At 71.1% G+C, this 12,196-nt stretch carries 11 protein-coding genes; 8 read left to right on the top strand and 3 right to left on the bottom strand.

Going from position 1 to position 12,196, the window contains the following annotated elements; genetic code table 11:
- Nucleotides 1-62: 62 nt before the first annotated feature.
- The 3 genes from AB0H78_RS24180 to AB0H78_RS24170 all read left to right on the top strand — a co-directional run bounded on the left by AB0H78_RS24180 (nt 63) and on the right by AB0H78_RS24170 (nt 3,345).
- Nucleotides 63-839 carry a DUF4142 domain-containing protein gene (locus tag AB0H78_RS24180; RefSeq protein ID WP_363236614.1) on the top strand — a complete coding sequence of 259 codons (777 nt, stop codon included), beginning with the start codon at nt 63-65 and terminating at the stop codon, nt 837-839.
- A 63-nt stretch (nt 840-902) separates the two neighbouring features.
- Complete coding sequence (locus AB0H78_RS24175; protein WP_363236613.1) at nt 903-1,670, top strand: TIGR04222 domain-containing membrane protein; 768 nt, start codon at nt 903-905, stop codon at nt 1,668-1,670.
- Between the two features lie 91 nt (nt 1,671-1,761).
- Nucleotides 1,762-3,345, top strand: coding sequence for an alpha/beta hydrolase (locus AB0H78_RS24170; RefSeq protein ID WP_363236612.1), 1,584 nt, complete (start codon nt 1,762-1,764; stop codon nt 3,343-3,345).
- 55 nt (nt 3,346-3,400) lie between these two features.
- On the opposite strand, the gene hemQ is transcribed toward AB0H78_RS24170, so the two are convergent.
- Together hemQ and hemG are read right to left on the bottom strand one after the other, a co-directional pair.
- Entirely contained in the window at nt 3,401-4,114 is a 714-nt protein-coding gene (gene hemQ / locus AB0H78_RS24165) for a hydrogen peroxide-dependent heme synthase (protein ID WP_363236611.1), read from the bottom strand.
- Between the two features lie 4 nt (nt 4,115-4,118).
- Entirely contained in the window at nt 4,119-5,543 is a 1,425-nt protein-coding gene (hemG, locus tag AB0H78_RS24160) for a protoporphyrinogen oxidase (RefSeq protein ID WP_363236610.1), read from the bottom strand.
- Between the two features lie 127 nt (nt 5,544-5,670).
- Here hemG and AB0H78_RS24155 point away from each other — a divergent pair, with 127 nt between their 5' ends.
- Together AB0H78_RS24155 and AB0H78_RS24150 are read left to right on the top strand one after the other, a co-directional pair.
- Entirely contained in the window at nt 5,671-6,645 is a 975-nt protein-coding gene (locus AB0H78_RS24155; RefSeq protein WP_363236609.1) for a DUF4349 domain-containing protein, read from the top strand.
- 19 nt (nt 6,646-6,664) lie between these two features.
- Entirely contained in the window at nt 6,665-8,038 is a 1,374-nt protein-coding gene (locus AB0H78_RS24150; RefSeq protein ID WP_363236608.1) for an FAD-dependent oxidoreductase, read from the top strand.
- A 5-nt stretch (nt 8,039-8,043) separates the two neighbouring features.
- Here AB0H78_RS24150 and hemE read toward each other — a convergent pair whose 3' ends face one another.
- Nucleotides 8,044-9,108 (bottom strand): uroporphyrinogen decarboxylase, encoded by a 1,065-nt coding sequence (gene hemE / locus AB0H78_RS24145; protein WP_363236607.1) that lies wholly within the window; start codon nt 9,106-9,108, stop codon nt 8,044-8,046.
- A gap of 68 nt (nt 9,109-9,176) precedes the next feature.
- Here hemE and AB0H78_RS24140 point away from each other — a divergent pair, with 68 nt between their 5' ends.
- From AB0H78_RS24140 to AB0H78_RS24130, 3 genes are all read left to right on the top strand, one after another.
- The gene (locus tag AB0H78_RS24140) at nt 9,177-9,827 is read left to right on the top strand and encodes a DUF3000 domain-containing protein (protein WP_363236606.1); all 651 of its coding nucleotides are present in this window, start codon (nt 9,177-9,179) and stop codon (nt 9,825-9,827) included.
- A 163-nt stretch (nt 9,828-9,990) separates the two neighbouring features.
- Nucleotides 9,991-10,653 carry a response regulator transcription factor gene (locus AB0H78_RS24135; protein ID WP_363236605.1) on the top strand — a complete coding sequence of 221 codons (663 nt, stop codon included), beginning with the start codon at nt 9,991-9,993 and terminating at the stop codon, nt 10,651-10,653.
- A 78-nt stretch (nt 10,654-10,731) separates the two neighbouring features.
- Nucleotides 10,732-12,015, top strand: coding sequence for a ribonuclease D (locus tag AB0H78_RS24130; RefSeq protein ID WP_363236604.1), 1,284 nt, complete (start codon nt 10,732-10,734; stop codon nt 12,013-12,015).
- Nucleotides 12,016-12,196 lie beyond the last annotated feature (181 nt).

Genomic DNA, 12,196 nt, shown 5'->3' with positions numbered 1-12,196 from the left:
CCGAACTGCCCACGGGATCATCGAATCGCGCATTACCGTGCGGTGCCGCACCAGGAGGCACCATGCGTTCCATCACCGGCACCACGCTGGTCGTCGTCGCCCTCACGGCGACGATCAGCGCCCTGCTGTTTCCGATCTGGTCGTACGCGGACCGTTCGGGCACCGGCGTCGCCAATCTCAACGCCGGTACCGTGAACACCCGTTGGGGTCCGCTTTCGGCTGCCGACCGGGACTTCGTCGTACGCGTCAGACTCGCCGGCCTGTGGGAGGGCCCGGCCGGGCAGCAGGCGATCGAGCGTGCTCCCACGCCCGCGATCAGGACCGCGGGCCAGCACCTGGTCGACGGCCACGCCTTCCTCGACGCCCGGGTGCGCGAGGTCGCGGCCCAGCTGGGCATGGAGCTGCCGACCCAGCCCAACGCCCAGCAGCAGGGGTTCCTCACGACGCTGACCGGGGACCGCGACACGACGACGTACGAGAAGGACTTCGCCACCATCGTGCGCCAGGCGCACGGCAAGGTCTTCGCGCTGGTCGCCCAGATCAGGGCCAACACCCGTAACTCCCTGGTCCGTGCGCTCGCGGACGACGCGAACACGACGGTCCTGGACCATATGAAGGTCCTGGAGGCCACCGGCTTCGTCGACTTCCAGGCTCTCGCCACCTCCGCCGCGGCCACAGCGACCGCAAGCCCCACCGGTCCGCCGCCGCCCACCCCGGGCGCCACCCCGTCGCCCGTGCCGCCCGTCACCTCCTCGCCCGACTTCCCGCTGCCGCCGCCCGCCTCCCGCCCGAACCCCTCCGCGACGAACGGCGCATCGCCGAACGCGACGAACCCATGACGCAGGGTCCACATCGTGAACAACCCATGGCGCTCCGGCATACGACTCGCGTAGAAAGCCGACATGTTCTGGGTCATCTTTCTGCTGGTCGCATGGGCTGCCGCAGGAATCTCGTGCGGTCGGCTCTGCCTCGCCGCGGTCGAAGCCGCCCGCCCCGCGCCCGAGTCGGCGGACGGCGACGGCCACTCCCTCACGCTCTACGAGGCCGCGTTCCTCGCCGGCGGCCCGTTCCGGGTCACCGATCTGACGCTGATCTCCATGCACCGCCGGCGCCGGCTGCTGCTGGCGCACACGGGCTGGGCCACCGTCGTCGACCCGGAGGGCCAGGACGACCTGGAGTGCAGCGTGCTGCGGGCGATAGGCCCCGCGGGGCAGGCCCGTACCGCCGCGATACGCACGGCCGCAGCCGCCGCCGATGCCGTGTGCGCGCTCGCCGACCAGCTGGTCCTGGCCGGTCTCGCCGTCCCCGAATCAGCCCGTACGGGTGTGGCATCGGGCATCCGCGCGGTGCGCTCCGCGTCCCTGCTGGTCCTCGCGATGGCCGCCGCCGCCCTGCTGCTGAACGACCAGAGCCAGACGGGCCGCGGCCCGATCGCCGCCTGGTTCTCGCTGCCGCTGGTGCTGACCCTGGGCTGCCTGGCCATCGCCCGCATCGAGATCCACCCGTACACCCGCTGGGCCTCCGCCGAAGGGCAGCGCCTGCTGGTCACCCTCGGCGAGCAGGAGCCCGACTACCTCACCTCGGTGGCCGTACGGGGCCTGCGCGCCGTCGACGATCCGGCGCTGCGAGCGGCCCTCGGCAGCGGCCGCACCGCGCATAGGAGTCATTGACACCGACACCGGCAGGCGGTGCTTTACTTCCTCAACTACCGCACGAATCATCCCTTTTGTTCTGCATGTACGCAGTCACGAAGGGATCGCGATGAGAGCAGTAGCGCTGTACGGAACCGCCGGGGGCTTGATCCTGTCGGCCTTGTCCGGCCTGACCGCAGCTCCCGCCGGCAGCGCCGACACCGCCTCGGCCGAGGCCAGGGGCACCGCGGTCGCAGCCCGCCGCGCCACGGCCACCGGTATCGCCTTCGGGAAGTGCGCCGCCGTCGAGTCGGTGTCGGGCCCCGCACAGTGCGGCACCGTGAAGGTCCCGCTCGACTACGCGAAGCCCGACGGAAAGCAGATCCGGCTGACGGTCAGCCGGGGTACGGCCACCGGCAAAAAGGCCGACCGCCAGGGCGCGTTGGTCTTCAACCCGGGCGGCCCCGGCGCCTCCTCCATGTACTTCCCGATGGTCGCCGACCTCCCGGAGTGGAAGCGCATCGCGGAGGCCTACGACATGGTGGGCTACGCCCCGCGCGGCGTCGGCCGCTCGGCCCCGCTCTCCTGCGTCTCCCCCGCCGAGTTCGCCAAGGCCCCGACCACGGCCCCCGCGTTCCCCTCCGAGGCCTACAAGCGGCAGCGCATCGCCCAGGCGAAGGCGTACGCGCAGGGCTGCGCGCGCAACGCGGGCGCGGCCCTGCGCCACTACACCTCGCTCAACAACGCCCGCGACCTGGACGTGCTCCGGGCCGCGCTCGGCGAGAAGAAGCTGACCTTCATGGGTGCCTCGTACGGCACCTACTTCGGCGCGGTGTACGCGACGCTCTTCCCCTCGCATGTGCGCCGCATGGTCTTCGACTCGGCGGTCAACCCCGACCCGAAGCAGATCTGGTACGACAACAACCTCGACCAGTCGCTCGCCTTCGAGCGCCGCTGGGAGGACTTCCGCCGCTGGGTCGCCAAGCACGACAAGACGTACCACCTGGGCTCAACTCCCGAGAAGGTGCTGGTCAGTTACGACAAGGTCCGGGCCCGTCTCGCCCACGAGCCGGCCGGCGGGACCGTCGGTCCCGGCCAGCTCCAGGCGGCGTTCCTGCAGGCCGGTTACTACGACGGCTACTGGCCCGAGCGTGCCTCGGCCCTCACCGCATATCTGAAGGGCAACCCGAAGCCGCTGATCGAACAGGCCGCCCCCGACCCGCAGGCCGCCCGGGACAGCGAGAACGGCAACGCCGTCTACACGGCGGTGGAGTGCAACGACACCGCCTGGCCGAGGAACTGGCGGACCTGGGACCGCGACAACAGCGCGCTCGCGCGCCGGGCACCGTTCGAGACCTGGGACAACGCCTGGATGAACCTGCCGTGCGCCTACTGGCCGGCGCCGCACGAGGAGCCGGTGGACGTACGCACCGCACGCGGCGCTCTGCCCCCGACGCTGATCCTGGCCGCCGAGCGCGATGCGGCGACTCCCTATCCGGGGGCGCTGGAACTGCAGCGCAGGCTGCGGGGCTCCGTACTGATCACGGAGCGGGGCGCGGGAACGCACGGTATCGGCGGCGGCGCCAACAGCTGCGTGAACACCTACATGGAGGACTATCTGCTGAGCGGACGGACGCCGGTGCGGCGCGCTGCGTGCGCGCCGCACCCGGAGCCGAACCCGGTGGCATTGGACGGGCGGGCGCTGCAGGGCTAGTGCCCCCGCTGGATTCCGCCGTCTGATCTTCCGGGTTGTGGGTGGTGGGTCCGGCCTAGGCCAGGCCCGCCACCAGGTCTGCGACGGACTTCCTGCGCCCGGTGTAGAAGGGGACTTCCTCGCGTACGTGCATACGCGCCTCGGACGCCCGCAGATGACGCATGAGGTCGACGATGCGGTAGAGCTCGTCGGCCTCGAAGGCCAGCAGCCACTCGTAGTCGCCGAGCGAGAACGAGGCGACGGTGTTGGCGCGCACGTCCGGGTAGCCGCGGGCCATCATGCCGTGGTCCTTGAGCATGCGGCGGCGGTCCTCGTCGGGCAGCAGGTACCAGTCGTAGGAGCGCACGAAGGGGTAGACGCTCACATAGTCGCGGGGCGTCTCGTCGGCCAGGAAGGCCGGCACGTGCGACTTGTTGAACTCGGCGGGGCGGTGCAGCGCCATGTTCGACCAGACCGGCTCCAGCGCGCGGCCCAGCTTGGTACGGCGGAAGAGGTTGTACGCCTCCTGCAGCTCGTCGGCGGTCTCGGCGTGCCACCAGATCATGACGTCGGCGTCGGCGCGCAGCCCCGAGACGTCGTAGGTGCCACGGACGGTGATGTCCCTGGCGGCGAGCTTGTCGAAGAGCTCCTGGACCTCGTCCGCGTAACCGGCGCGGTCCTCGGGCAGAACATCGCGCAGCTTGAAGACGGACCACAGGGTGTAGCGGATGACCTCGTTGAGGTCCTTCGCCTTCTTCCCCGCGTTGGGAGCCTTTTCCGGTGCAGTCATGCGGCTATTCTCCCAAGTCGTTCGGGATGCCCCGCACCAGGGTGGGCGTGGCCAAGATCTCGTCGGCCGCGCGCTGTGCACCGGCGATGCACGCGGGGATACCGACACCGTCGTACGCGGCTCCGCAGACGCTCAGTCCGGGCAGTGCGGCGACCGCCGTACGCACCCGGGCGACCCTCTCCCGGTGACCCACCGGGTACTGCGGAAGGCCTCCTATCCACCGGGTGACGGCGGACGCCACCGGCTTGGCGCTCAGCCCGGTCGCCTCGCCCAGGTCGCTCAGCGACACGTCCACCAGGTCGGTGTCCTCGCGGTGCAGATGCTCCTCGTCGCCGTACCGGCCCATCGAGGTGCGCAGCAGGACGAGTTCGGGGTCGCGGTCGGCCCAGGCCCACTTCTGGCTGGAGAAGGTGGAGGCCTTGATGGTGTGGCCGTCGACCGGCGGCACCAGGAAGCCCGAGCCCTGCGGCAGGTTCACCTCGGTGCGCCGGAAGGCGAGGGTGACCAGGGACATCGACGCGTACTCGACGGCGGCCAGTTCGGCGGAGGCGGCCGGTGACTCCGAGGCGAGCAGCGCGGAGGCGGCCCAGGCGGGGGCGGCGAGGACGACGGCGTCGGCCTCGAGGAATCCGTCGTCGGTACGCAGCCGCCAGCCCGCCTGGGTGCGCCGCAGTTCATGGACGGGCCGGTGCACCTGGATGTCTCCGCCGGCCGCCCGGATCGCGTCGGCGACGGCGGCCGGGAGGGTGCCGATGCCGCCTTCGAGGCCGGCGAAGACGGGGGCGGGATTGGCCGGGGTGCGCTGCTGGATCGACCGCACGGCGCCGGTGAGGGTGTCGTGGCTGCGGGCCGCCTCGTAGAGCGCGGGAACGGAGGAGCGCATCGAGGTGCGGTAGACGTCGCCCGCGTACACCCCGCCGAGCAGCGGCTCGACGAGCCGGTCGACGACCTCGCGGCCCATCCGGGCGGCGACGTACTCACCGAGTGCGGTGTCCTCGCCGATCTCGGTACGGGGCAGTTCGAGGTCGAGGGCGATCCGCCGCATGCCCTCGTCGGAGAGGACACCGGTGAGCGCCTGCGCGTCGCCGGGCACACCCATCACATGCCCCTTGGGCATGGGGACGAGCCTGCCCCTGTTCCAGAGGGATGCGGCTGCGATCGCGGGCGGCTGCAGCGCGTCACCGAGGCCCACCGCGCGGGCGAGGCCGATGCCTTCGGGACGGCGGGCGAGTATCGACTCGGCTCCGAAGTCGGTCCGTACGCCCTCGATCTCGCCCGACAGCAGCTTGCCGCCGAGCAGGCCGGACCCTTCGAGCACGGTCACGCGCACGCCGGAGGCGAGCAGCCGGTGGGCGGCCGCGAGGCCCGAGATTCCGCCTCCGACGACTATGACGTGGCCCGTGGGTGTGTCCTGCATGTCCGCACTCATGGGTCCACTCTCTCAAACCCTTTCCGAGTCCCGAACGTGACCGCTTCGGGATCAGCGGAGGGCAACCCGCACCACGGCCTCGTACGTCGAACCGGCAACAGCCGACACGACCTTCGGGGGACCCGGAATGCGTGCACCAAGAAGTCTCGCGGCAGTCCTTCTCGCCGCCTCGCTCGCCCTCGCGGGATGCAGTGGCGCGGGCAGCGACGACTCAGCCGGCAAGTCCGACGACAAGGCGGCGGCAGGCGAAGCGGCCAAGCCCGCCGGCGGCGGGGCGGCCGACTCCGCGTCCGGCGCCAAGCAGCCGTCGGCCGGAGGCAAACCGGCGAAGAGCCCGGTGCTCACCAAGAGCCAGATCATCCGTACCGCCTCGCTCACCGTGCAGGTCAAGGACGTCGCCAGGGCGCTGGACACCGCCCGTGCGGCGGCCTCGGGCGCGGGCGGTTTCATCGGCAATGAATCGACCCGGCGGGACGGGTCGGGGCACGAGGTCTCGACGATCGTCCTGCGGGTCCCGCAGGACAGTTACGACAGCGTGCTCAGCGCTCTGCAGGGCACGGGCAAGCTCCTCTCCCGCAGGTCCGACGCCAAGGACGTCACCGACCAGGTGGTCGACGTGGAGAGCCGGATCGCCACCCAGCGGGCGAGCGTCGCACGGATCCGCGCGCTGATGGACCGGGCGTCGAAGATCGGCGACGTGGTCCAGCTGGAGGGTGAACTCTCCAGCCGCCAGGCCGACTTGGAGTCCCTGCTCGCCCAGCAGGCCTCGCTCAAGGACCAGACGAGCCTCTCGACGATCACTCTCTCGCTCTCCGAGCCCGCGGTGAAGGCGAAGGCGGCGAAGACGGACGTCGACGGACCCGGCTTCCTCGACGCGCTCGGCGGCGGCTGGGACGCGTTCGTGACGGCGCTCAAGTGGATCGCGATGGTGCTGGCCGCGGTCGCCCCGTTCGCCGCCGCGCTCGCCCTGCTGTACGTCCTGTGGCGGCTGGTCAGGTCCCGGCTGCCGAGGCGGCCCGCGCCGGAGGCCGTGTCGCCGGGGAATGTTCCGATGCCCCGGTACGTACCTTCACAGGAGGAGAGCAAACACACGCAGGACTGAACAGCGAGGGGACCCACACATGGCGGCGGAACGACTGGTGGTCATCGGCGGCGATGCGGCGGGCATGTCCGCCGCATCGCAGGCCCGCAGGCTGAAGGGCCCCGAGGAGCTGGAGATCGTGGCCTTCGAGCGGTCCGGGTTCACCTCCTTCTCCGCCTGCGGGATCCCGTACTGGGTGGGCGGCGAGGTCCCCGAGCGGGACGACCTGATCGCCCGCACGCCCGAGGAGCACCGCGAGCGCGACATCGACCTGCGGATGCGCACCGAGGTGACGGAGATCGACGTGGCCGGGCAGCGGGTGCGCGCCCGCGACCTGGAGTCGGGCGCCGAGGCCTGGACGCCGTACGACAAACTCGTCGTCGCCACCGGCGCCCGGCCCATCCGCCCCCGGCTCCCCGGCATCGACGCGGCGGGCGTGCACGGAGTCCAGACGCTCGACGACGGCCAGGCGCTGATCGGGACGCTGGAGCGGACCGAGGGCCGCCACGCGGTGATCGTCGGCGCGGGCTACATCGGCGTGGAGATGGCCGAGGCGCTCCTGCACCGCGGTTACGAGGTCACGGTCCTGACCCGCGGCGAGCAGCCGATGACCACGCTCGACCCCGACATGGGCGCCCTCGTCCACGAGGCGATGGACACGATGGGGATCACGACGGTGACCGGCGCCGAGGTCACCAAGATCCTCACCGGTGAGGAAGGGCGAGTTCGCGCGGTCGCCACGGACGAGGCCGAGTATCCGGCGGACGTCGTGGTCCTGGGCATCGGCGTGGAGCCCGCGACCACCCTGGCCCGGGCGGCCGGGCTCCCGCTCGGCGAGTACGGCGGAATCCTCACGGACCTCTCCATGCGGGTGCGCGGCCACGAGAACATCTGGGCGGGCGGCGACTGCGTGGAGGTCCTCGACCTGGTCTCGGGGCGGGAGCGCCACATCGCACTGGGCACGCACGCCAACAAGCACGGCCAGATCATCGGCTCGAACATCGGCGGCGGATACGGAACCTTCCCCGGCGTGGTCGGCACGGCCGTCTCCAAGGTCTGCGACCTGGAGATCGCCCGCACGGGCCTGCGCGAGAAGGAGGCCCGTGCGGCAGGCCTGCAGTTCGTCACCGCGACGATCCAGTCGACGAACAGCGCCGGTTACTACCCCGGCGCTGCGCTGATGACGGTGAAGATGCTCGCCGAGCGCCGCACGGGGCGGCTGCTCGGCGTACAGATCGTGGGCCACGAGGGGTCGGCGAAGAGGGTGGACATCGCGGCGGTGGCGCTCACCGCCGGGATGACGGTGGAACAGATGACGGCCCTGGACCTGGGCTACGCCCCACCGTTCTCCCCGGTCTGGGACCCGATCCTGGTGGCGGCCCGCAAGGCGACGACAGCCGTCCGCTCCACCTGAGCCGATCAGGCCCGGGTCTGCGTGTGCACGTACTCCACGAGCCGGGTGAGCGCCTCGGGGTCCATGTTCGGCATCACACCGTGCCCGAGGTTGAAGATGTGCCCCTCGAGCCCGGCGGCAGCGTCGAGCACCTCACGCGTCTTCGCCTCGACCACCTCGGTCGGGGCGAAGAGCACGGCGGGGTCGAGGTTGCCCTGGAGCGCCTTGCCGGGTCCGACCCGCCGCGCGGCCTCGTCCAGAGGCACGCGCCAGTCGACGCCGACGACATCCGCACCGGCCTCGCCCATCAGCCCGAGCAGTTCACCGGTGCCGACACCGAAGTGGATGCGCGGGACGCCGTACGAAGCCACCGAGTCGAGGACCTTCGCCGAGGCCGGGAGGATCGAGCGCCGGTAGTCGGCCGGGGCGAGCGCGCCCACCCAGGAGTCGAAGAGCTGGACGGCGCTCGCGCCCGCCTCGATCTGCACCTTGAGGAAGGCGGAGGTGATCTCGGCGAGGCGGTCGAGAAGGTCGGCCCAGAGCTGCGGGTCGCCGTACATCAGCGCCTTGGTGTGCTCGTGGTTGCGCGAGGGACCGCCCTCGACGAGGTAGCTCGCGAGGGTGAAAGGTGCGCCCGCGAATCCGATGAGCGGGGTGGAGCCGAGTTCGGCGGTGAGCAGCCCGATCGCCTCGGTGACGTACCAGACGTCCTCGGGCGTGAGATCGCGCAGCCGGTCCAGATCGGCGCGCGTGCGGATCGGTTCGGCGATGACGGGACCGACGCCCGGCTTGATGTCGAGGTCGATGCCGATGGCCTTCAGCGGGACCACGATGTCGCTGAAATAGACCGCCGCGTCCACGTTGTGCCTGCGTACGGGCTGCATCGTGATCTCGGCGACCAGCTCGGGGCGTGCGCAGGACTCGAGCATCGGGATGCCTTCGCGCACCTTCAGGTACTCGGGGAGCGAGCGCCCCGCCTGGCGCATGAACCAGACCGGCGTGTGCTCGACGGCTTCCCGCCTGCAGGCCTTCATGAAAGGCGAGTCGTACGTCTTGCTCTGTTGGCCCTGGGGGCGGTCGTTGGCGCTCACGTCCAGAAGTTTCGCATGGCGGGTGTCTGTCCCCGTGCGAAGCCCTCGTTCCGCCTAGTCTTCCCCGCATGGCTGCGGCTCAAGGACGATTTTCAGATGGCGCTGACGGTTCGGACAGCGCGGACGGGAACCCCGTCCCGCCTGCTTTTCAGCGGGCGGTCGATGCGCTGCAGTCTGCGCGGCTGCGGCCGGAGGTGGAGATCGACCCGACCAAGGCGCCCAAGCGCCTCGCGCCGCACGCCTACGCGCTGGAGGCGGCGGTCGTGCAGGACGACCTCGACCTGGCCGACGGCCGGCTGGTGCTCCTCCACGACCCGTCGGGGCACGACGCCTGGCAGGGCACCTTCCGTCTGGTCACGCTGGTGCGTGCGGAACTGGAGCCCGAGATGGCCTCGGACCCGCTGCTTCCCGAGGTCTGCTGGTCGTGGCTGACCGGGGCGCTGGAGGGGCGCGGCCTTTCGTACGGAGAGGCGAGCGGCACGGTCACCCGTGCCGGGTCGTACTACTTCGGCGGGCTCTCCGAGCGCAGGCCTGCGACGCAGATCGAGATCCGGGCGTCCTGGACCCCTCGCGAGGGGATGGGCGGAGTGCCCGACGCCGCCTCACATCTGGCGGCCTGGTGCGATCTGCTCTGTCAGATCGGGGGGCTGCCGCCGGTCGGTCCGGTGGACTCCGGGGTGGTCTCGCTGCCGCAGCGGCGCGGTCCGCAGACGCTCTGAGCGTCGTGCTGAAACCCCGGCACGTATGCGAACAATCGCGCGCACGTCCGAATTGCCGGAATTGTTACTCACCAAATCGTGATCTTTCTCTAAAGCCTGGGCCAATTGGTGCCGAAGAGGTCAGTGACCCGCAAGCACCCCACTCTTCTCCCCAGGAGGCCTGGTGTCCGTTCTTCTCGAGCAGCCCGCAAGCCTGGTCGCCTACCGCCCGAACAAGCCGACGGCCATGGTCGTCGTGGCCGACCCTCGCGTCCGCTCCACCGTCACCCGCCACCTGTGGGCCCTCGGAGTACGCGACGTCATCGAGGCTTCGTCCATCGCGGAGGCGCGTCCCCGCGTCGGCAACCCGCGCGACATCTGCGTTGCCGACGTCCACCTGCCCGACGGTTCCGGGCTGACCCTGCTGTCCGAGACCCGAGCCGCGGGGTGGCCGAACGGCCTGGCCCTCTCCGCAGCCGATGACATCGGTGCCGTACGCAATGCCCTCGCGGGCGGCGTGAAGGGCTACGTAGTCACCGGCACCCGCACAAATGTCGGGCACCCGAACCGCCCGGGCGCCGCACCCATCGGCGCCAACGCAGCCCGTATGCACCGCCGCCCCCCGGGCGCCCCGAGCCACCCGGGCGGTTACCGCGAGCTGTCGGGCCGTGAGGTCGAGGTGCTCCGTCTCGTCGCCGAAGGCCAGTCCAACAAGGCCATCGGCGTCTCGATGGGGCTGTCCGCCCTGACCGTAAAGAGCCACCTTGCCCGGATCGCGCGCAAGCTCGGCACGGGCGACCGTGCCGGAATGGTCGCGGTGGCTCTCCGTACCGGAATCATCCACTGACCGATTTACACACCCTCTGGGCCCGTCGACGGAACGTTCCGTCGACGGGCCCCGTGCGTTCACAGATACCCTTGACAGGTGACCGACGCCCAAGAGACCGCAGCAGAGACAGCACTGCGCACCACGGGGGGCGCTCCCCCCGACGACGTCGATACGGCGCCGATTCCTTTGTTGGAGCCCCGCGAGGGCATTCCGCCGGTGATCGCCACCGATGAGGCGCTCGCCGAAGTGATCGCGGCCTTCGCCGCGGGCACGGGCCCCGTCGCCGTCGATGCCGAACGCGCGTCCGGCTACCGCTATGGACAGCGCGCCTATCTCGTCCAGCTCCGCCGCGAAGGCGCGGGCTCCGCGCTGATCGATCCGGTCGGCTGTCCGGACCTCTCGGGTCTGGGCGACGTCATCGCGGACGCCGAGTGGGTGCTGCACGCCGCGACCCAGGACCTTCCTTGCCTGCGCGAAATAGGCATGGTCCCGACGCGGATCTTCGACACCGAGCTGGCCGGGAGGCTCGCCGGGTTCCCGCGGGTCGGCCTGGGCGCGATGGTCGAGAACGTACTGGGTTACGCCCTGGAGAAGGGTCACTCCGCCGTCGACTGGTCGACGCGTCCGCTGCCGGACCCGTGGCTGCGCTACGCCGCGCTCGACGTGGAGCTTCTCGTCGATCTGCGCGATGCGCTGGAGAAGGAGCTGGAGCGGCAGGGCAAGCTGGAGTGGGCCCTGGAGGAGTTCGACGCGATCGCCTCCGCGCCGCCCGCGCCGCCGCGCAAGGACCCCTGGCGCCGTACGTCGGGGATGCACAAGGTGCGCCGCCGCCGTCAGATGGCGGTCGTACGCGAGCTGTGGACCACCCGCGACACGGTTGCCCAGCGCCGTGACGTGTCGCCGGGGAAGGTGCTCGGCGACGGCGCCATCGTGGAGGCGGCGCTCGCGCTGCCGGTCAATGTGACGGCGCTGACCGCCCTGCCCGGATTCGGCCACCGGATGGGCCGGCGCGCACTGGATCAGTGGCAGGCCGCGGTCGACCGGGCCAGGGCCCTGCCGGACAACGAACTCCCGCAGCCGGGAACGCAGCTGGCGGGTCCGCCGCCGCCCCGCGCCTGGGCGGACAAGGACCCGGCGGCAGCGGCCCGGCTCTCCGCGGCGCGAGCCGCGGTCTCGGCGCTGGCCGAGGAACTGAACATGCCGCAGGAGAACCTGATGACGCCGGACACGGTGCGCCGGGTGTGCTGGGAGCCGCCGAGGGACCCCACCGAGGAAAAGATCTCGGCCGTTCTTTCCGGGCTCGGCGCGCGCAGGTGGCAGATCGAACAGGTCGGGCCCCTGCTGGTGACGGCACTTCAGGCGGGACCCGCACAGAGCTGACGGCGCTCGGGGCCGCGGTGGTGGCCGCGGCCCCGGCCGGGGGCTCCTCCGTGTGACCTTCGCCGCTCCTGCCGTAAGGACTGGGCAGTCTGGTTACCCGTGGGTAGCATGGCCGTATGCGGAACACGATCCGTCGTGCCCGCAGCAGCTGTGCCATCCCGCACCCTGGAGGAGAGCCATC

Origin of the sequence: Streptomyces sp. NPDC050738, from assembly GCF_040654175.1 — a bacterium.
In the GTDB taxonomy this organism is placed as follows: Bacteria; Actinomycetota; Actinomycetes; order Streptomycetales; family Streptomycetaceae; genus Streptomyces.
The sequence above is the reverse complement of the archived record's forward strand: the minus strand, read 5'-3'. Positions and strand labels throughout refer to the sequence as shown.